The sequence below is a fragment of the Nitrososphaera viennensis EN76 genome, assembly GCF_000698785.1.
In the GTDB taxonomy this organism is placed as follows: Archaea; Thermoproteota; Nitrososphaeria; order Nitrososphaerales; family Nitrososphaeraceae; genus Nitrososphaera; species Nitrososphaera viennensis.
In genome coordinates this window covers 335,911-353,080 of sequence record NZ_CP007536.1, presented here as the reverse complement: position 1 = coordinate 353,080, position 17,170 = coordinate 335,911, and the positions used below count along the sequence as shown (strand labels likewise).

The following is a 17,170-nucleotide window of genomic DNA, read 5'->3' as shown; positions in this document are numbered from 1 at the left end:
TAACTTTTAATGATGTATTTTGTACGAAATTTATGTTATAATTCTAATGTATTAGCATAATTGTAAAATTGTATGTTGGAAAGACTTAATAATTTATGATCTTAACTCCAAACGACGGAATAAACTAACTAGATAGGGACCCCCCGTATCACACGAGCGCGGCATTGGCCGCCCTCTGATAGGGGGACGACCCTATCTAACAGGCTTTATTGTCGTTATTGCAACTTTTTTTTCTAAAAATAATTAGTTGGACCTGCGCTTTCTTGGCTCTATCAAGCCCATCAGCTGGTAGCCGTATTCCAGGTTGTGCTTGACGTGGTTGATGCCGTGCGTCCCATGCGGGACGAACTTGCCGTCAAGGACATTTTCGATGTATGTCTTGGCCTTGCGTATCGAGTTGGCGGCGTGCTGCAGCTGGTTGTCTGTGAGCTTGCGGCCAAGATCCTTTTCCACTTCTCGCTTCAGGTCTTCCGGCCTTGCCAGCTTGCTGTACTTTTGCAGGCGCTTGTGGTTGACTGAAAGGTCGGTTATCTTTTTGATGTCGGCAGCAGGCAGGCTTGCAAGCGATGCCTCAAGCTCCTTCTTTGACCTGCCAGTGATGCTTGCAAGGTTGTCGACCAGGTCGTCGCTGAATGTTACTGCGGGCGGACTTGGCTGGCTGGCAGAGGAAGAGGAAGAAGATGATGATGACCTTCTTCCCTCAGTCACGGACCTTGCGATGTAGCTGGCAACAGGGTCTTCGAGAGGCGCGCTGGCTTTATGCTCCTGGTAGTAGCGCTCGATGCCATAGACGCCGACTGCCTCGCCGCGAGTGTCCACTCCCTTGTCAAGTATCGAGATGACGTCGACTATTATCCTCGGGAAATGCAATTTCAATTGTGCAGACGCTTTTTGGTAGTTCTCCATGATGTCCATGTAGATGTAAAACGTGGCGTCGTTTACGGCCTTTGTCCCCGCCCTTTTAGAGTCCATGCCCTTTGCGGCGACTGTCAAAAAGTCGCACAGCTCTGACTGGGAGAACGCATGGCCAGACACCGTGCAGGCGTCGGCTACTGCCTTGATGGAGGCGATCCACTTGCCGTACGCGTTGACGGTTGCAAGCGACACGTTGCCCACGAACTCGACTGCCTTTTTGCGGATCTCGGCATCCTCTATCTTTAGCATGTCAAGCGATGACGAAAGAACGTTTCCAAGCGAAGCGGAGTCCTCGGGCCTTGGGGGGGTGGTAGTAGCAGGTTGCCTGCCAGAAGCCATAGCGAGCTTTATTATCACCACATGCCTTAAAGCTTTCGCAACACCTCGACACTAGTCGGATGATCATCAGCAGCAATTATTTACCTGCCCACCCAAAACTGACATCCTGATGGACACGCTAGAGACGATATTTTCCATGCAGAAAGAGCTTGCAGGCATGATGGATCTGTCAAGATATCCAGCGACGACCGAGGGCAAGGTCTCGGCGCTTTCCACCGCGATAATCCACGAGACGGTGGAGCTCCAGCGCCTGACAAACTGGAAGTGGTGGAAAAAGCCCTCCGGCTTTGACGAGGCGGCTGCAAGGGAGGAGCTGATAGACATATGGCACTTTTTGGTGCAGGCGTCGCTTGAACTTGGCATGACGCCGGCAGACATTCTCGACGAATACAAGAAGAAAAACAAGGTAAACCGCGACAGGCAAAAGTCAGGCTATTAGTAGGGGCATTATCTTTTCAAGGTCTGTAATTCCAGTCATGTCGGCTATTGCCACCTGTCGCCTGAATGCCTCGACCTTTTCCCGCGGTGACAAAAGTATCGGGTACGGGCCTGCAGCCCCGATTATCCTGCCCTGCCCGTCGATGCCGTTTTTGTATAGCGCCAGCAATGCCTGGCCTGCCATGTGCCCCTTGACCTCCCTGCCGCACACCACGATCCGCTTCAGGTCAGGGTGCGCAGAAACGTAATCGATGATGGCGTCGATGCCCTTGTTCTCCGACAAGAGCCGGCCGGCTATTGCCACCCTGTCCATGATTATCTCAGACTTGGAGATCCTCTCAAGCAGGTCGATGCTGCCAAGGGTGCACACCGCCACTTCCCTGCCCCTGCCTCCAAAACTCTCGTGCCTGACGGGTATCAGAGCCTTGCACACCTTGCCCGCCGCGTCGTCAAACTTTTTCCTAAGCGTCATAGGCCCCAGCTGACCTTGTTTGTCGGGACTACGCGCACAAAGGGCGCCTCGCCCTCCTTCCACGGGTCGCGCCTGACCCATGCGAACTTGTCATGGAAGATCCTGTAGAGGCTCGCAAATTCCTTGCCGCCCTCGATTATCTCGGCCCTGCCCTGCACGCATATTGCCTTGTTGCCAGCCGAATTGTCGTAGACGTCAACTGCAAGCGCGACCCTGTCATTTTTCTTCAGGTTCTCCAGCTTCCGGGTTTCAAGGTCGGTGGCAAAGTAGAACGCGCCGCCCTCAAACACATACGACACGGGAACCACGTGCGGCATGTTGTCGTGGCAGGTCGCAACCCTGCACGCCTCGTTTGCAAGCAGGAACTCTTTTTCAGCCTTGGTAAAGGCGATCAAGTGCAGGGAATTTTGCGCTCCCTCGTATTTATAGCAGCCGGCGGACTACCTAGCTAGCCCTGCGTAGCCGCCTTGGACTCGCGCCAGCGGCTGTAGCGGATCATCAGTATCCCTGCCGCAATTACGATGAGCGACAGTGCAAAGAACCCCTGGCTGAATACAGTCTGCAGCTGCTCTGGCGCAGATGATGCGTATTCGCACTTGCTCCCTTCCTCGCAGGTCTTGGCCACGGGGAACGCAAGGAGCACGGCGATAAACGCCACGAGCAGCGCCACGCCTGCCGTAGACACTATTGCGCCCGACTTGGCAAGGATTTCAAGGCCCGACGCCAACGCAAACCTGTGCACTCAAGGAGCACATAACTATTTCCGGTCAGAGGCCGCTCGCATCGATGGTGGCATACTTGCAGCCGTCGCTTGTAGTGCGCTTGAACTGGCTGTCAAAGTAGAGGAACGGCTTGCCCCTCTCCTTGTGCTGCCTCCACAGGTCATGGACGTTTTCAAAGTACTCTTTCTTTTTGCGCCCCTGCATGCGCAGGATCTCGTGCGACAGCACGTGGGAAATGCGCGGGCAGTTTTCCTCCGCAAACATTGCGTTGCGCTTGGCCTCCGACCCTTCCTTTGGCCTGTTCCAGAACGCAAGGCCAAAGTGGTCGGTGGTGTAGCCTTCAGTCTTGCAGTCTGTGAAAAACGGCTTGAACGGCGTCAGGTAAAAGTGGTAGACGTCCTTGCCCCTGCTTTCGTGGTCGCGAAGGAAAAGCGCAAGCGACATCCTGTCAAACAGTTTGCCTGGTATCACCGGCAGTATGTCCGCCTCCACGGCTATCTCAAAGTCATAGTAGCGCTTTACCCACCACTTGAAAAAGCGCGTCATCGTAGAGACGTAGCCCCAGTCCTCGGCCTGCAGGCGCACCCATTCGTCGTTGCGGGCAACGTAAATGAAGAACAGTTTCTCTGCTTTCAAGGTCGTGTTACTCGTGGTAGTGCTGGTGACCGTGCATGTGTTGTCCGCCGCAGCTGCAGTTGTGCTCGCCCTCGCCTCCCATCCAGCCGGTCTTCTCTGGTTGCGGGTGGCTATTGCTCATATGCTTTATCAGCTTGTAGTCAGAGTCAAAAGTCTCGCCACAGACGTTGCAGGTCAAAAGAACGCGAAACTCTTTCAACATGCCATGATTAAATAAGAAGGCATTAAAACTTTATGACGCTTGGCCTACGACCCCACGAAATACAAGCAAGACTCGATTGACAACTGGAACAGCCGTGCGCGCGATTACCACGATGGCTGGGCAGGCGCAGGACGCGGGCCGTTTCGGTCGACAAAAGAGCTCGTAAATGCGGCAGGCATTTTGGAAAGCGATTTCGTGCTGGACGTTGCATGCGGCACTGGCGCCGTTTCAAGAGAGGCATTTTTGCGCCTTGGGCCGTCTGGGATGCTTGTCGGGATTGACTTTGCAAGAGGCGCGCTCAAGATAGCAAAAGAGAATGTTCAGGCAGGCCATTTTGTAGAGATGGACGCGGAGAACATTGGCCTGCGCGCCAGGTTCGACAGGGTGCTGTGCCAGTACGCTCTCATGTTCTTTCCAGAGCCGGTGCGTGTTCTGAAAGAACTGCGCCTGCTCCTCAAAGAAGGAGGCACGATTGCAGTCGCGGTGCATGGCACGGCGCAGGGGGTGCCCTATTTCAGCACAATAATGGAGCCGGTGCTAAAGTGCATGCCGGACATCAGGCCGGAAGGTGCGCCGACGGTGCACCGTTTTGGCGACCCAAAGGACCTTGAAAATGTATTGACAGCAGCAGGCTTTGCAGGCGTGGCTGTCAGGAAATTTGTATTCGATTACGAGGCAGGGACTTTTTCCGAGTACTGGTCAGACTACATGTCGACGACAGCGGCCGCCATACGGCCAAAGATAGAGGCAGGAGGCTTGCAGATAGTGGCAGAAATAAAAAAAGAAGCAGAGGAAAAGGCGCAGTGCTTTGTCAAAAACGACGGCAGGATAATGTTCCCGTGGGACGTCCTTGTGGCGACTGCAACAACGACAAAAAGCTGACACAGGTACTATGTACAGTAACTTTATTACATTCATGTTCAATCCACGGGTAGACACAAAATATGCCTCCATGCAACAAGGAATGCAAGGTAAAGGTATACGAAGTGAGAAACATCCGCTTCACGACAAAGTTTCCAGTCAATGGCGGAGCAAACTGCAACAAGACCCTGAAGGGCGACCAGAAGCTCGTCGACTTTGTAAAAAGGTCCGTCGAGAGCAGGACCACCCCGATAGAAGGCCACCTGTGCGCTGAAGGCTGCACATGCGATCCGGTGGGAACGCCCAAGTGGGGAAACTGGCGCAAGTACAAATTCAAGATGACGGTTGTCGACGGCAACAACTGCAAGTTTCCCATTGCAGGCACCTACGAGAAAAGGTCCGGAGTGTCAGAGGGCGTGTGTGTGGAGCCGGAGGATTCCGAGGACGACTATGGCGAAGTCCTGATAGCCTATGCAGGCAGGAAAACGAGCAAGCCGCAAAGAAGAATAGCATGAGGCCTTTTTTCCTCAGCTTTTTGCCAAGCATGGCGATAAGTTCTTAATTGATTCTTCTCACATAATGGCAAAATTCGGACTAAAAAGCTCAAAAACACAGCTGCCTTAGTATGCTACATAGCTGGAGTTGTTGTCCATCAGTCGGATTAACCAAGCTCTGAAAGACGCAATAGCTTGAAACAATCGGAAGGCAAAGATTCACTTTTGTAAAATTCTAGAATGATGAGGACATTTTATCAAAAAAAGCTACAATTTATGCAGTTCAAAATCATGTAACTAGCCGGACACAAACTGGTCTAGTTTTGATGGATGGCATTGCAGAGTTTTTCAATTGCGGACATCACGACGAACAAACGGGACTTCTGCTATTCGTACATCGTTACCTTGATTGCTTGAATCTGGCCGAGTGGCCCTCTCCCCGAACCCCAATCATAATAGTTGTACGTCGCTTCCTCTTTTGAGTGGAACGTTATCACATCGCTATCGCCCGGTCGGAGTACTTTGGTATGCGCGCCTCCGTCGATATAGAGCACATGAATTCTATCATCCTCGTTTATGACAGTAAGTTCCAGTACATAGTCGCCCGTCCTTGTGAGCAAGGTTGGGTTCACGCCTGCAATCCCCTTGATGCCCACCACCTGTACTTCACCGTCGATATTCCTAAAGGCTATCGTATCTTCTGTCTTTTCAGGCAGGAATATGGAGACGTGCCTCACCGCGCCGCCACTCACAAAGACAAGCAGTATGCCAAATGCAGCCACCATTCCCACTAATGCAAGCAACACCAGCTTACCATCACTGACCCTATACGGCAGGATGTGGGACATATTATATCAGTAGTTGTTTTTCTCTTAACGCGCTCATTAACGAGTAGAGTACACTGTCCTGCAGTGCAGGACGGGCACTGTCAATTTTTCCTAGCCCCATGCTCAAAAGAATGCCATGCTTCCTAGTGTGCTTCATCATGCTGACGCAGTAACCTATCGACCTTCCAATAGAGACTGGCGTTCACGATTGTAAAGACTACCCCTCCCAGTGCACCAAGAGTAAAGAGAACTCTTGCAATGTCATTTGTAATCCATGCTAGCAGGAAGCGCAGAACGGTTGGCACCACGTCACCCAGATGTGCGAAGTTGAACGGGAAGACTATTAGCAACCACACTGCGCCAACCATCCACAAAACCGAAGCTATCATCTCTGGAAGCCGGGAGAGGTTTCTCCTCCCAGTCGCAGATCTGAAAAGCGGCCCGACTATGCCAGCCATAATCGAGCCATAGAAGAAAAAGGCCTCAGTCGGACCAAAGCGAGACGTGAAAAAGCCTGTAGACCACGCTTGGTGCATGTAAAAAAAGAGCGCGATTAGCCCGACTGCAGCCACTCCTACAAGCTCTCCCCCTCTTTCTGAGCGCTTCAGGTAATCTCTATTAAACTCCTTTTCTGCCCAGCCGGAAAATTGGTTATTGCGTTCTTCTATCATGTCACACTCCCACCACCTTTCTCTTGCTAGTTTGCAAGAGTTCGCCAAGCTCCTCCCCAATTGCCTCAAACTGATTCTCCATTCCCTCCTTGAGCACGACTTTTCCAGTGGCATTACTCAGCGTATCCTTCTTTGCTTCCTTTTGCTTTTGCCCAATAACCAGGGCAGAGCCACGTTTACGGATAATGTCAAGCCCAGATTCCCGGAGCCTCTTTTCGATGAACTTGGCGCCACTTCCAGCCATGAAAGAATCTAGCTTGGTATCAAAAGCAAAACTACATCTGCCCTTCAAATCCAGTTCCACCATTCGGTCCAAGAAGTCCTTCATGGATTTGGAGGCCGTAAAGTATTGAGTTGGCGCGCCCAATGCCAGAAGGTCGTACTCATGAAGCTTTTCTACATTTGCTGCTCTGATGTTAACGCATTCGGCTTCAACCCCTGCCTTTTGCAGGCCCTTTGTGACAGAGTGGGCTATTTTCTCGGTATTTCCAAAGAGCGTGTCAAAGAGGACGATTGCTTTCATGCACTACTCGCGCACTCCTAATCTTTCCGGTACCTGATGCCGTTTTCGCCGGTGGTAGCTGTCGTGCCACTTTGCTTCTCTTTTCTGCCATCAATCGCCGTGATTATGGCTCCCACAATCAGTATTAGAACTCCCGCAGCGGCCATTCCTCCGCCTGCAATTACAAGACCGAGTCCTCCTCCTTCTACCTCCAGAGCCTCCATGTTGGGCTGCCCGTCGGAGTCTATGAACGAGATGTAGCCAAATACTCCACTGACGGTGACAGGTTTGGATCCAAGGTTTGACACAGTAACAGTGTAGACACCGGGTTCTTGCGGCTTGAAACTTGTAAAGAAGGTGCCTCCAAATTCATTGCTGTTTACGACTCTTCCATTAGGATCTGTCACTGTTTCTTTCAGCCTGATGTCAGAGGAGGAGGATGTCTGTTGTAGCAACGCTCCAGATCTGTCGATACTAATTGCTATAGAAATAGGCCTATCCAGTTGATTGACTTCCGTTCTTGCATCCACTGATTTTCCCGCGTCTATAGTGGTCTTTGCTACAATGGTGTTATCTCGGAGAAAAGAGCCAGCAAAGGAAACGCCCCATACTACAGAAATCGCTATTCCTGAGACTAGCAGGACAGCGCCGGATACAAGCACAATGTGTCCTCTTTTCATCCTCATTGTCTCACTCCTTTTGATATCTAGCACTACTCCGTGCTCTTCCGGTGTCGTCATCCGTAGCTCTTATCACGATAGTATTTGCAGCTCTGCTTAACAATCTCTGCCTCTTGTCATTTGTGAATATCCAACCAAAGAATACGTCTATTGGCAGCAGAAAGGCCTTTCCAAAGCTAGAGATTGCGATGCTTGTCGTATTCGCTTGCTTGCCTTCAAGATCCGTAGTTTTGATGCGCAGAAGCATCTTTCCTATCGACTGACCATTGTGATTTGCTTCCATGTATGTCCAATACGCAAAAAATACCAGGCTGCTTATAGCAAAACTAAATGGCCCACCAAAACCGTTATTCCACCATTCGCTACCATACATCGGCGACATCATCCCGGGATTCGTGAATCCGTAAAGCCACATCGGCATGGACAGTATGCCGAAAATAATTCCCAAACCGGCATTTACTATCAGGAAATCAACAAGCCACGCCCAGAATCTTGTGCTCCACCTTGCTAAAATTATCTCTGGTTGTTGCGCTGGATGTTGACCCCTTTCGGCTCCATCAGGTCGACTACTCGGATCTGGAGGCATGTGCATTTTTACCAGCTTATCCTATTAGAACACAAGGATTTCACTGCAATGCAGTGCAGATGCAGATGTCGGGCAATACAAAGAGGAGCAAGTCATCAATCAATCCACTTTTGATATACGCGAAGCTGATCAAAGGTGGTACAGCTAGGGACAATAGTCAGGGAACCGGGGAGTCAAAGAGCGTCATGGTTTGTGCGGGTGCTCCGGCGGTCTAAACATTCCCGTACCAAATCTCCCCATAACTTTCTCAATTATGTCCTGCTCTGTCTGGCAGCTCTTAATGCAATCCAGAAGGAAGAGTCCCAACCGTGTGAGCCGGGCCTTGCTTCTTAGAAATTGCTGGAAATAAACGTCTCCTGCAATAGCATGCAAACCTTCAGCATATGTATCAAGCTCGCCTTTTGGCAGCCTTGCTTGGTCTAACTCTATTACGCCGCTGACTATGGCATGGTTTACATCCTCCCTAGTCAGCCCGTATTCAAACAGTTCGAGAACTGAAAGGTTGGCGATGTCCAGAACTGTTACTATCCTGACTATAATTGGGTCTTTTAGGAGTTTCATTATCTCTTGCTGATCTATCTGCTTATCTTGGGTTTTCTTGCTCACAAATGTACGATTAGATCGTGATCGAAAATTATAAAGAGTGTGCATTACACAGCATTGCGGAATCAGGCCCATCCCCACCGATCGATGGAGTTGATATGCTGATAATCGCGGCAGGGATGGGCACACAGCTCGCTTTTCGAGCTACAACACTATCAGCATTCTTTGCTATATTTCCTAGGTGTACAGTGCATTGCAAAAATGAATGAACAGGTGCGCAGCTGCATCAGATTACAGTTGTAGGCCGGACTTCATTTCGGTAGGTCCTATATCCTAAAAGCACCAATGCGGCGCCAGCTGCGGCAAGGATGTAAAAGACCACTGCGACTGAAGCAATTACAGGATTTATGGTTCCAGCAGCCAAGAAAAGGCTAGCCAGGAATAGGAACGCAGCGCCTGCAACATTTTCTCCATTGATTTTGCTCATTACCAAAGAAAGGGAATCCAGCGTGATTATTTATTGTGCATGTGTACACTGCATTGCAGAAATCAAACCACCCGTGATGATAAGACAATAATTAAACATCTGAATGTCAAATCGTCAATTCATTTGTAGTTTCAAGGTGGAGTACTCACAATGAAGACAAATATACCTTGCATAAGGTAGCTGCAAAATCACAGTAGCGACAATGGTATAGAATATGCGCATCATCTTACAACCATTACAGGGCATGGCGCATACGTCAGGACACTCGATGCAACGCTACCAAGCAATATTTTCTTAAGTCCAGATCTCCCTCTTGAACCAATTACAATCAAGTCAGTCTTGTCTACTTGGGTGTATCGTACGATTTCAGACGGCGTCGATTTTGAAGTCTCTATCATTTTTGTCTCTATCTCTAGGTTGTTCTCTTTACCCTTCTTCTGAATCTCCTCTAACCAAACGCGTGTTTCTTTGTTGACATCATCAAGGAATTCTTTGTACGATACACGCTGCGGATAGAGATCTCCACCAAAAGGCGTATGTAAAACGTAAAGGGCCGTTAACCAGGAATCGTATTTTTTTGATATCGAAATTGCAGTATCTACGGCTTTCATAGATTCCAAAGAACCATCGACGGCTGCAAGCACCTTTTTGAATCTGCTTATCTCCACCATGTCGTAACACTTAGAGTTTGTTAGTAAGTTAAAAGCAGTATGGAATGGATACTCTGCACTATACTGCAAAGCAGCGGTACTTTTAGCCTCAGTCACATACACCAAATCCAGATGCATCTGTCGCAATGGATTCTAACAGTCAAGCGCTTCCAACTAGAAATGAAATTTCATTCCATGCGGGATTTTACTGCAAACCAGTCTCTAGTGTACTATCAAGACTGGACATGACGCCCTTTCGCTAACGCCTCTTGACACGCTGCCAAGGGTCTTTAGCTTTGATATGCCACTCAAGCCTACATTTCCAATGACAACAATGTCCACTTTTTCGTTCCCGGCTAGCTCTACTATTTTGTCTGAAACAGGATCTCCAATTAATACGATTGTTCTAATTGTTGCCTTGGCATTTAGAATGGGTTCAAGATCTTTCTTTTTCTTCTCAAGCATCTCTGCTGCATGAGCTTTCATCTCGACGTAAAGACGCTTGATATACTCTGACAATGGGATTACTTCGCCAGTCTTTGTGCGGACGGGACGCTCAAGGAAAACAGGTGATGCTGGAATTTCAGGTACAACATGAAGAAGAATGATCTCGCAGCCACCGCCAGAATCAGGTAGAATGTGCTTGGCAAGATCTACCGCATATTTAGCAGCCTTGTCAGATGGCTTTGAGCTGTCATACGGTACCAGAATTTTCTTGAACATATTCTTGGCAGGATTGTATATGCAACTTTAAAAAGATTGCATCTTTATCTACGGATTGCCTCTGTCATTCAGAGTCTACGCAAAAAGCGTATCAAGGACTACCCTCTCCCTCGACCAATCAATCTTCGGTAGCAAAGAAAACTGAATGCGATGTCTGGATGTAGCATTCTATGTCATGCACTGCACTCTCTGTCCTTAAATAAGATGCACAAGCAAACTCGTTCATGAAGCTGCAAACGGATTACCCTCTGTTAAAGGTAGGCGATTTTATGAGTTCTCCTGTCATAACAGCCCATCCTGACACTCGGTTCTCGGATGCTGTACAGACAATGTTGCTAAAGGGAATAGGCAACATAGTAGTGACGGAAGGTGAAAAGGTGGAAGGAATTTTAACGGAAAGAGAAATGCTGTTGCATCTGGCCCTGAACAAGGCGATACCGGACAAGCAGATCAAGTATGTGTTGACTCAAAAGGTTGCCAGAGTGACACCCAGTACCGAAGTGCTTGAAGCGGCGAGAACCATGATATCAAAGAAAGCCAGGTTGCTTGTTTTTCAGAAGGACAGGCGAACCGGCGTATCAGACCGGCTGATCGGTATAATAACTGCCTCCGATATCGTCAGGGCGCTTTTAAAGAGCAAGTCTAACCCCTCAATAGAGGGTGCAATGGCAAACAAGATAGTCACGCTGCAGCCCGACAGTACAATATTGAGTGCTGTCAAAACAATGCTGAAGAAAGGCATAGGTAGCGTAGTCATAAGCGTGAATGGACCACCTTACGCGATGTTTACAGAGCGTGACTTGCTCAATAGGATTCTTGGAGAAAATGTGGACAGATTGGAGAAAGTAGGAGGCTATTGCACAACTCCTGTCATAACCGCCAAACTTGGAATAGGCGCCAAGGAAGCAGGCAAACTCATGCTAAGACACAGGATAAAGAGGCTACCTCTCACCAGGTATGGAAAGATAGTAGCAATGGTCACTGCCAGAGATTTGGTTGAGGCGTACGTAAAGGAGAAGTGAATTTGTCTGAAGAAATTCCGTTGAAAAAGATACTTATGCCAATAGATGGGTCAGATTCTTCTTTCAAGGCTGCGAAGTATGCCATCAAAATCGCCAAAATGTCCATGGCAGAAATTATTTGCATGCATGCAGTAGTTAACCCACCATACGTCGATTACAAAGCAGCAGGACTTGTGATTGTTCGCTATACAGAACGGGCAAAAAATATGCAGAAGCATGGCATGACAAGATAAGAGACATGGCGGCGGAGGATGGCGTCAAAATCGCCTCTGCAGAGACTATTCTTGATGTAGCATCCGTGGCGGATACCATAGCAAATTATGCATCAAAAGAAAGAGCGGATTTGATCGTAATCGGAACAAAAGGGAAGACAGGGATAAAGAAGTCCTTGCTTGGAAACGTAGCTAGCGGAGTAGTCACGCACGCCCATTGTCTTGTCTTGGTGACCAGATAGTGCAGAAATTTAGACACAATATCTAATGCAGGATGTCTTGGAAATGGTAATAATAAAAGTGGGGCCGGGCTGTGCCACAGCGACCTCCACTTTCAAAATGCAAACTACGACGATGTGGAATGCCCGCTGCGAACCTCTAGTAATTTTCGCAAGAAATGGTAAAGTGAAATTACGTCAGAATCTGTAAGTCCCCCCATCACTCTCAACTTTTCTACGTTAACACCCATCCTTGCCAGCCAATCCGATGCCGCGTCTACATTTTCAGACATTGATCTCACAAGCTGTTCTTGGCAATTTTATTTCAAGCTAGAGAGTACATTGCGTTGCACTGCAATCCATTTCTTGAAATATGATGTGGCCTCGCAGGATCATATATGGCTCAAACCATGCTCTCAGCAAGAATCCACGAGTATCAAAGACCCTTGGTGGTTGAACCCGTCAAGATGCCAAGCCCAAGAGGTGAAGGAATAATAGTAAAAGTAGGCGGCGCCGGACTGTGCCATAGCGACCTCCACTTGATGAACGGCGAATGGAAAGAAGCCATACCGCTTGCGCTGCCAAAGATACCGGGGCACGAAGTTGCAGGCTGGGTAGAGGAGATAGGAGACTCGGTCCCAAAGGGGATGTTTGAAAGAGGCGATCTAGTGGCGGTGTTTGGCGGATGGGGTTGTGGTTCCTGTCAGATATGCAAAAGAGGCGACGAGCAAATGTGCCCTATTGCCAAATGGCCGGGGCTGTCACAATACGACGGCGGGTACTCGCAATACATTGCAGTTCCTTCCTACAGGTTCTTGATAAAAGTGGCAGCAGGTACAAGGCTGAAGCCGGAAGAGCTTGCGCCGCTGACAGACGCAGGTCTGACTCCATACCGCGCCATCAGGAGATTTCGTCACATGCTTGTGCCTGGGACTACAATTGCAGTAGTGGGTATTGGAGGGCTAGGATCGTATGGAATTCAGTATGCGCGGATGCTTGCGCCAAATTCAACAACAATAGCCATCGACAGAAATGACAAAAAGCTAGAGTTTGCGAGGAAGCTCGGCGCCGACCATGCAATCAGACTATCCGGGAGCACAAGAAAAGAGGTGAAGGAAATAACGCAAGGCCGCGGCGTCGACGTCATTGTCGATTGTGTCGGCGCAGAAAATACTATTTCCGTATCAGTAGGCCTGCTTTCAAAGGGAGGCGTGCTTGCAGTAGTCGGCCTTTTTGGCGCCCAAGTGTGTGTGCCATTGATGCCTACCGTAATAAACGAGTATCAGATAACCGGCTCGCTATGGGGCAACTACAACGAACTTTGTGAGGTCATAGAGCTGGCAAGGCAAGGCAAAGTAAAGCATACGATTCAGACATTCAGTCTCGAAGACATCAACGATGCAATCAACCTACTGAAGAGCGGCCAGATAACAGGAAGAGCAGTGATCACGCCTAACTAATGAAACCAGAACCTTTCATCACCAGATCCCAAGGCGTTAGTATCCTGTTACCCACAAACAGGCACGATGTTTCGATGTTAGAAAAGAGATGTGCCACAGAACCTGCCTCGCTCCTCAGGTCTACAGATGTTCCCTTGAGCGCGCCAATGCCTATCACCTTTATAGTTGCAAGTACTTCAAAGCCCCTGCGCGATATAAGATCTCGCGTTTGAGAATGGAGCAGATATGCAAGGATCTTTCTGTCGTTGATGACATAGGGGCCATCTTGCTTCAAAAAGACAATATTTCGGACACCCTTTTCAACCATGAACTCAAGTGCGTCCAATACGCTTGTGTCATTATCGATAGTTAGCAATGGAGATGTCAACCCTTGTACCTCAACTTTCAACCCCATGGCATAATTTATCAGGTCCCTGAGAGATAGAGAAGCTACTATTTTGCCATTAGATGACACAGGCATGAATGCAAATCTAGTCTCCATGAAGACCCGTAGCGCCTTTGTAATGGAGTCGTCTTCCCGCAACGCATGCTCAAGAGCTTCCATAATTTGTAAAGCCTTGCCATCAAGCCACCTTTCCCTAGTTTTCAAAATGTGGTTGGCAAGGGCATACCCCCCTATTCTGCCTGCAAGCTTGTTTTCTTCCAGCACAACTAGACCATCAACGTAGATCTGAGGCCCTGTAGCGATAAAGGTGGCCACCTGAAGCATCGAATCAAAAGGGCTCACATACAGTAACGGCCGTCTAAAAATGTGAGGCGCCGCTTCCCTTATGGAGATGTCTTGCAACTTGAACACCTCTATCTAGTCCGCAACAACGTACCCTAGTAGTCCCAGGATCCTCTTCACAGACCTTGCGCCAATGTCAAGCTGTTCTGAAATCTCTTTTATTGAAAGGCCGGACTCGTACATCCTTGCGAGCCGCTTTAGTATCCACGGATCAACGTTGACGACTTCTTTATTTTCGCTAGCCATCATGTTACATGGAGAAGTCAATGGAATAAAGTACAAGATTCCAGTGCACGGCAGTGCACTCGAGAGACAAATAATGAACTCCCCATTAGCGGCAGATTATTCCGCAAGGTCCACAATGTACGCGATTGCTGTGAAACTAAAAAGCCAGCAGTAGTGCATAGAACACATGATGTTTGAGTCCCCACCAATATGCCAAGAAAAATTCTAAATTCTTTTCAGTATTGCATATGCCACCACCCCTGATGCGGCTGCTGCCATACCAGCCACAACAGTAGCCAAGTCAAACTGGGTAAGCATTGCAATTGAGGTTACGAGGCCAAGACCTGCAAACATAGGAAACCGCCCTATATTCAAGGGTGAACGAAAAGGCCGCTCCATATCTGGTTTTTTGTACCTGAGCCATATTAGTGAAAGATTGACAAACATGTAGACTATGAAAATCCCAAAGACGGCAACCCTAACCATGGCGTCTATCCTTGCTGAAGATGCCGCCACGACTCCTATCACCAGCATCATAATGGCGAGCACAGCATAGAGCGGGGTTTTGGTCTTTAGATGAACAGAAGACAGCAATGAGGGAAGTGCCTTGTCAGTCGACATTCCAAATATTATACGTGAGCCGGACACAAGCATCATCAACACAGTATTGCTAGTCGCGAAAAGCGCTATAGATGATAGAATAACAATGCCAGCCTTGCCAAACACCTTTTCGGCCGCAAGTGTGAGGGGAGCATTCGACGACGAAAGCACCTCCCATCCGACAAGTGCAACTGCCGACACTGCCACCAGCATGTAAATACCCGTCGTAATTGCAATGGATGCAACAAGTGCAAGCGGAATCGCTTTGCGAGCATTCTTGGTTTCCTCAGATATATTTGCCAGATTCTCAAATCCAAAATAAGCAAAGAACGCAAGACTGGCCGCGCCAACTATAGCACCAAAAGCAAGTGGAAAGGAGGTCACGTCTGACGGCATCTCAAAGTAGTTCGTCGCAGCAGGGGAAGAGGCGGTAAACAGCAGGCCAGCACATATGATTATCGCGAGACCTGCGATCTCTATGAGCGTGAATGCAGTATTCGTCCACATCGACTCACGAATGCCGATAAAGTTCACAACAGAAAGCACTGCAACAAGTAACATTGCAGAGACAGACTGGTCAAGCCCTGGCAAAAAGGCGGCAAGATAGCCGGAAAAGCCAATGGCTACTGCAGCTGCGGACACTACTGCAACAAATATGATGAGCCATCCAGAAATGAACGCAAACAAATTGTTGCCAAAGGTATTCTTGACAAACACGTATTCAGCGGCGCTTTTTGGAAAGATTGAAGCCAGCTCGGCATAGCTCAGGCCGGTAAACGTAGCGATCGCTGCGGCCAGAGCAAATGATATCCACACTGCGTTGCCCGCGATTCCTGCGACGTCACCTATCAGAACGTATATGCCGGCACCCAGGATCAGGCCAGTGCCATACATAATCGCCTGAAAAAGGCTTATGCTCTGTTTAAGTCCAGGTTCTTTGGCCTTCAATGCATTTCCTTTCATTTCGTGACCAGAACTGGAATTTTAGAGCCGTGCACCACTGCATTTGAAACGCTTCCAAGGAAGAGCCCCTTGACTCCTCCAAGGCCCCGGCTTCCAATAACTATCAGGTCTGCATTCATTTCCTCTGCAGCATGTAGTATAGCTTGAGCGGGATTGCCCTTTACCAGTATGGTGTCTGTCTTTACCCCTCTTGCCTCGACTTCTCGTTTTTGATCCTCTAGAAATGCAGTTGCATCCTTTAGAAATAACGACTCTATCTCCTCTGTGAGTTTTTTTCCAAAGCCAACTGCAGGTGAAAGCTGAAGAACATGCATAATTGTCAGAGTTCCATCAGGAGCCTTGACCATCTTTATGGCAGATTCTAATGCCCTTCTTGCACACTCTGATCCATCTGTCGCAACAAGTACCTTTGAATACACTTTATCTACCACCCGGCTGATATATCTCGTTCAGCATGAATTCGGAAAGCCTTTCGTAGACTGGCCTGTTCTCTACAAGAACGCTGTCGCTGACTATGCTTGATACCAATGCCTGGTTCTTTAATATCGCCCGGAAAATATCCTTGTCAGTTACAATACCAATCATCTTACCCTTTTCAACGACAGGCAGCCTTCGTATGTCCTTGGCCTGCATCGTCTGCAGTGCATCCTTTAGCGACATCATGGCATCAGCCGTTATGACAGGTTTTTTCATGACGCTTTTTGCAAGGGCTGCAAGAGAGGTTTTGGGAGAGCCCACGAGTCGGACTATATCACGCTCCGTGATTATGCCCGATGGCAAGCCCTTGCTGTCTGTAATCACTACGCTCCCAATTCCGTGTTTGTCCATCATCTCTGCCACAGCCCTAATTGTCTGATCCTCCCCTGCTGTCCTGACCCCCTTGGTCATGATACTTGAAACTGGAATTGACTCTATACCCATATAGGAACGCTTGGCCTTCGGCAATATTTTACATCTAGGAATATTGTGCATTGCACTGCATACATGCACGATAT

The 17,170-nt window shown here is 48.7% G+C and carries 27 protein-coding genes; 7 read left to right on the top strand and 20 right to left on the bottom strand.

Annotated elements, in window-relative coordinates; all coding sequences use genetic code 11:
- Nucleotides 1-243: 243 nt before the first annotated feature.
- The gene (locus tag NVIE_RS02065) at nucleotides 244-1,254 is read right to left on the bottom strand and encodes a hypothetical protein (protein ID WP_144239425.1); all 1,011 of its coding nucleotides are present in this window, start codon (nucleotides 1,252-1,254) and stop codon (nucleotides 244-246) included.
- Nucleotides 1,255-1,363: 109 nt separating this feature from the next.
- On the opposite strand from NVIE_RS02065, the gene NVIE_RS02060 reads away from it, so the two are divergent.
- Nucleotides 1,364-1,693, top strand: a complete 330-nt coding sequence (locus NVIE_RS02060; RefSeq protein WP_075053796.1) for a dUTPase — start codon at nucleotides 1,364-1,366, stop codon at nucleotides 1,691-1,693.
- Here NVIE_RS02060 and NVIE_RS02055 read toward each other — a convergent pair.
- From NVIE_RS02055 to NVIE_RS14715, 5 genes are read right to left on the bottom strand one after another with little or no spacing between them, the layout of a single operon-like run.
- Nucleotides 1,682-2,164 carry a hypothetical protein gene (locus NVIE_RS02055; protein ID WP_075053795.1) on the bottom strand — a complete coding sequence of 161 codons (483 nt, stop codon included), beginning with the start codon at nucleotides 2,162-2,164 and terminating at the stop codon, nucleotides 1,682-1,684. The two genes, NVIE_RS02060 and NVIE_RS02055, sit on opposite strands and share 12 nt — an antisense overlap.
- Nucleotides 2,161-2,559 (bottom strand): pyridoxamine 5'-phosphate oxidase family protein, encoded by a 399-nt coding sequence (locus NVIE_RS02050; RefSeq protein WP_075053794.1) that lies wholly within the window; start codon nucleotides 2,557-2,559, stop codon nucleotides 2,161-2,163. The genes NVIE_RS02055 and NVIE_RS02050 overlap by 4 nt, the downstream gene beginning before the upstream one ends.
- Before the next feature lie 53 nt (nucleotides 2,560-2,612).
- Nucleotides 2,613-2,891 carry a hypothetical protein gene (locus NVIE_RS02045; RefSeq protein ID WP_227717438.1) on the bottom strand — a complete coding sequence of 93 codons (279 nt, stop codon included), beginning with the start codon at nucleotides 2,889-2,891 and terminating at the stop codon, nucleotides 2,613-2,615.
- A 40-nt stretch (nucleotides 2,892-2,931) separates the two neighbouring features.
- A complete protein-coding gene (locus NVIE_RS02040; RefSeq protein WP_084790574.1) occupies nucleotides 2,932-3,522 on the bottom strand; it encodes a hypothetical protein in 591 nt (196 codons plus the stop codon).
- Nucleotides 3,523-3,529: 7 nt separating this feature from the next.
- Nucleotides 3,530-3,724, bottom strand: coding sequence for a hypothetical protein (locus tag NVIE_RS14715; protein WP_144239424.1), 195 nt, complete (start codon nucleotides 3,722-3,724; stop codon nucleotides 3,530-3,532).
- Nucleotides 3,725-3,763: 39 nt separating this feature from the next.
- On the opposite strand from NVIE_RS14715, the gene NVIE_RS02030 reads away from it, so the two are divergent.
- Both NVIE_RS02030 and NVIE_RS02025 read left to right on the top strand, forming a co-directional pair.
- The gene (locus NVIE_RS02030) at nucleotides 3,764-4,606 is read left to right on the top strand and encodes a class I SAM-dependent methyltransferase (protein ID WP_075053791.1); all 843 of its coding nucleotides are present in this window, start codon (nucleotides 3,764-3,766) and stop codon (nucleotides 4,604-4,606) included.
- Between the two features lie 62 nt (nucleotides 4,607-4,668).
- Nucleotides 4,669-5,100 carry a hypothetical protein gene (locus NVIE_RS02025; RefSeq protein ID WP_075053790.1) on the top strand — a complete coding sequence of 144 codons (432 nt, stop codon included), beginning with the start codon at nucleotides 4,669-4,671 and terminating at the stop codon, nucleotides 5,098-5,100.
- 365 nt (nucleotides 5,101-5,465) lie between these two features.
- Here the strand turns inward: NVIE_RS02025 and NVIE_RS02020 are convergent, their stop codons facing one another.
- From NVIE_RS02020 to NVIE_RS01980, 9 genes are all read right to left on the bottom strand, one after another.
- Nucleotides 5,466-5,885, bottom strand: a complete 420-nt coding sequence (locus tag NVIE_RS02020; RefSeq protein WP_144239423.1) for a hypothetical protein — start codon at nucleotides 5,883-5,885, stop codon at nucleotides 5,466-5,468.
- A 164-nt stretch (nucleotides 5,886-6,049) separates the two neighbouring features.
- Entirely contained in the window at nucleotides 6,050-6,577 is a 528-nt protein-coding gene (locus NVIE_RS02015) for a hypothetical protein (RefSeq protein ID WP_075053788.1), read from the bottom strand.
- 1 nt (nucleotide 6,578) lies between these two features.
- On the bottom strand, nucleotides 6,579-7,100 hold the full coding sequence (locus NVIE_RS02010; protein WP_075053787.1) for a flavodoxin family protein: 522 nt from the start codon (nucleotides 7,098-7,100) through the stop codon (nucleotides 6,579-6,581).
- A gap of 17 nt (nucleotides 7,101-7,117) precedes the next feature.
- Nucleotides 7,118-7,819 (bottom strand): hypothetical protein, encoded by a 702-nt coding sequence (locus NVIE_RS02005; RefSeq protein WP_144239422.1) that lies wholly within the window; start codon nucleotides 7,817-7,819, stop codon nucleotides 7,118-7,120.
- Nucleotides 7,770-8,345 (bottom strand): RDD family protein, encoded by a 576-nt coding sequence (locus NVIE_RS02000; protein ID WP_158435044.1) that lies wholly within the window; start codon nucleotides 8,343-8,345, stop codon nucleotides 7,770-7,772. The genes NVIE_RS02005 and NVIE_RS02000 overlap by 50 nt, the downstream gene beginning before the upstream one ends.
- A gap of 183 nt (nucleotides 8,346-8,528) precedes the next feature.
- Nucleotides 8,529-8,951 (bottom strand): hypothetical protein, encoded by a 423-nt coding sequence (locus tag NVIE_RS01995; protein WP_144239421.1) that lies wholly within the window; start codon nucleotides 8,949-8,951, stop codon nucleotides 8,529-8,531.
- Between the two features lie 223 nt (nucleotides 8,952-9,174).
- Nucleotides 9,175-9,375 (bottom strand): hypothetical protein, encoded by a 201-nt coding sequence (locus NVIE_RS01990; protein ID WP_075053784.1) that lies wholly within the window; start codon nucleotides 9,373-9,375, stop codon nucleotides 9,175-9,177.
- A 221-nt stretch (nucleotides 9,376-9,596) separates the two neighbouring features.
- A complete protein-coding gene (locus NVIE_RS01985; protein ID WP_075055936.1) occupies nucleotides 9,597-10,046 on the bottom strand; it encodes a universal stress protein in 450 nt (149 codons plus the stop codon).
- Between the two features lie 201 nt (nucleotides 10,047-10,247).
- The gene (locus NVIE_RS01980; RefSeq protein WP_075053783.1) at nucleotides 10,248-10,748 is read right to left on the bottom strand and encodes a universal stress protein; all 501 of its coding nucleotides are present in this window, start codon (nucleotides 10,746-10,748) and stop codon (nucleotides 10,248-10,250) included.
- Between the two features lie 224 nt (nucleotides 10,749-10,972).
- On the opposite strand from NVIE_RS01980, the gene NVIE_RS01975 reads away from it, so the two are divergent.
- From NVIE_RS01975 to NVIE_RS01960, 4 genes are all read left to right on the top strand, one after another.
- Entirely contained in the window at nucleotides 10,973-11,770 is a 798-nt protein-coding gene (locus NVIE_RS01975) for a CBS domain-containing protein (protein WP_075053782.1), read from the top strand.
- 2 nt (nucleotides 11,771-11,772) lie between these two features.
- On the top strand, nucleotides 11,773-12,003 hold the full coding sequence (locus tag NVIE_RS16030) for a universal stress protein (protein WP_144239419.1): 231 nt from the start codon (nucleotides 11,773-11,775) through the stop codon (nucleotides 12,001-12,003).
- A 5-nt stretch (nucleotides 12,004-12,008) separates the two neighbouring features.
- Nucleotides 12,009-12,224: a universal stress protein gene (locus tag NVIE_RS16025; protein ID WP_075053780.1), complete on the top strand. Its 216-nt coding sequence runs from the start codon at nucleotides 12,009-12,011 to the stop codon at nucleotides 12,222-12,224.
- 425 nt (nucleotides 12,225-12,649) lie between these two features.
- Nucleotides 12,650-13,660 carry an NAD(P)-dependent alcohol dehydrogenase gene (locus tag NVIE_RS01960; protein WP_227717532.1) on the top strand — a complete coding sequence of 337 codons (1,011 nt, stop codon included), beginning with the start codon at nucleotides 12,650-12,652 and terminating at the stop codon, nucleotides 13,658-13,660.
- On the opposite strand, the gene NVIE_RS01955 is transcribed toward NVIE_RS01960, so the two are convergent.
- From NVIE_RS01955 to NVIE_RS01940, 5 genes are all read right to left on the bottom strand, one after another.
- On the bottom strand, nucleotides 13,653-14,369 hold the full coding sequence (locus NVIE_RS01955; RefSeq protein ID WP_144239418.1) for a CBS domain-containing protein: 717 nt from the start codon (nucleotides 14,367-14,369) through the stop codon (nucleotides 13,653-13,655). The two genes, NVIE_RS01960 and NVIE_RS01955, sit on opposite strands and share 8 nt — an antisense overlap.
- 93 nt (nucleotides 14,370-14,462) lie before the next feature.
- Nucleotides 14,463-14,636, bottom strand: a complete 174-nt coding sequence (locus NVIE_RS14710; protein WP_144239417.1) for an ECF-type sigma factor — start codon at nucleotides 14,634-14,636, stop codon at nucleotides 14,463-14,465.
- A 201-nt stretch (nucleotides 14,637-14,837) separates the two neighbouring features.
- Nucleotides 14,838-16,175: an APC family permease gene (locus NVIE_RS01950; RefSeq protein WP_075053777.1), complete on the bottom strand. Its 1,338-nt coding sequence runs from the start codon at nucleotides 16,173-16,175 to the stop codon at nucleotides 14,838-14,840.
- Nucleotides 16,172-16,606, bottom strand: coding sequence for a universal stress protein (locus tag NVIE_RS01945; protein ID WP_158435042.1), 435 nt, complete (start codon nucleotides 16,604-16,606; stop codon nucleotides 16,172-16,174). Before NVIE_RS01945 ends, NVIE_RS01950 begins: the two co-directional genes overlap by 4 nt.
- A complete protein-coding gene (locus NVIE_RS01940; protein WP_158435041.1) occupies nucleotides 16,596-17,096 on the bottom strand; it encodes a CBS domain-containing protein in 501 nt (166 codons plus the stop codon). Before NVIE_RS01940 ends, NVIE_RS01945 begins: the two co-directional genes overlap by 11 nt.
- Nucleotides 17,097-17,170: the final 74 nt, after the last annotated feature.

Coding starts and splice junctions, on each gene's coding strand:
- NVIE_RS02065 (WP_144239425.1), bottom strand. CDS start 1,254: ATGGCTTCTGGCAGGCAACCTGCTACTACCACCCCCCCAAGGCCCGAG.
- NVIE_RS02060 (WP_075053796.1), top strand. CDS start 1,364: ATGGACACGCTAGAGACGATATTTTCCATGCAGAAAGAGCTTGCAGGC.
- NVIE_RS02055 (WP_075053795.1), bottom strand. CDS start 2,164: ATGACGCTTAGGAAAAAGTTTGACGACGCGGCGGGCAAGGTGTGCAAG.
- NVIE_RS14715 (WP_144239424.1), bottom strand. CDS start 3,724: ATGTTGAAAGAGTTTCGCGTTCTTTTGACCTGCAACGTCTGTGGCGAG.
- NVIE_RS02025 (WP_075053790.1), top strand. CDS start 4,669: ATGCCTCCATGCAACAAGGAATGCAAGGTAAAGGTATACGAAGTGAGA.
- NVIE_RS02015 (WP_075053788.1), bottom strand. CDS start 6,577: ATGATAGAAGAACGCAATAACCAATTTTCCGGCTGGGCAGAAAAGGAG.
- NVIE_RS02010 (WP_075053787.1), bottom strand. CDS start 7,100: ATGAAAGCAATCGTCCTCTTTGACACGCTCTTTGGAAATACCGAGAAA.
- NVIE_RS02005 (WP_144239422.1), bottom strand. CDS start 7,819: ATGACGACACCGGAAGAGCACGGAGTAGTGCTAGATATCAAAAGGAGT.
- NVIE_RS02000 (WP_158435044.1), bottom strand. CDS start 8,345: ATGCCTCCAGATCCGAGTAGTCGACCTGATGGAGCCGAAAGGGGTCAA.
- NVIE_RS01990 (WP_075053784.1), bottom strand. CDS start 9,375: ATGAGCAAAATCAATGGAGAAAATGTTGCAGGCGCTGCGTTCCTATTC.
- NVIE_RS01985 (WP_075055936.1), bottom strand. CDS start 10,046: ATGGTGGAGATAAGCAGATTCAAAAAGGTGCTTGCAGCCGTCGATGGT.
- NVIE_RS01980 (WP_075053783.1), bottom strand. CDS start 10,748: ATGTTCAAGAAAATTCTGGTACCGTATGACAGCTCAAAGCCATCTGAC.
- NVIE_RS01975 (WP_075053782.1), top strand. CDS start 10,973: ATGAAGCTGCAAACGGATTACCCTCTGTTAAAGGTAGGCGATTTTATG.
- NVIE_RS16025 (WP_075053780.1), top strand. CDS start 12,009: ATGGCGGCGGAGGATGGCGTCAAAATCGCCTCTGCAGAGACTATTCTT.
- NVIE_RS01955 (WP_144239418.1), bottom strand. CDS start 14,369: ATGCTTCAGGTGGCCACCTTTATCGCTACAGGGCCTCAGATCTACGTT.
- NVIE_RS14710 (WP_144239417.1), bottom strand. CDS start 14,636: ATGATGGCTAGCGAAAATAAAGAAGTCGTCAACGTTGATCCGTGGATA.
- NVIE_RS01950 (WP_075053777.1), bottom strand. CDS start 16,175: ATGAAAGGAAATGCATTGAAGGCCAAAGAACCTGGACTTAAACAGAGC.
- NVIE_RS01940 (WP_158435041.1), bottom strand. CDS start 17,096: ATGGGTATAGAGTCAATTCCAGTTTCAAGTATCATGACCAAGGGGGTC.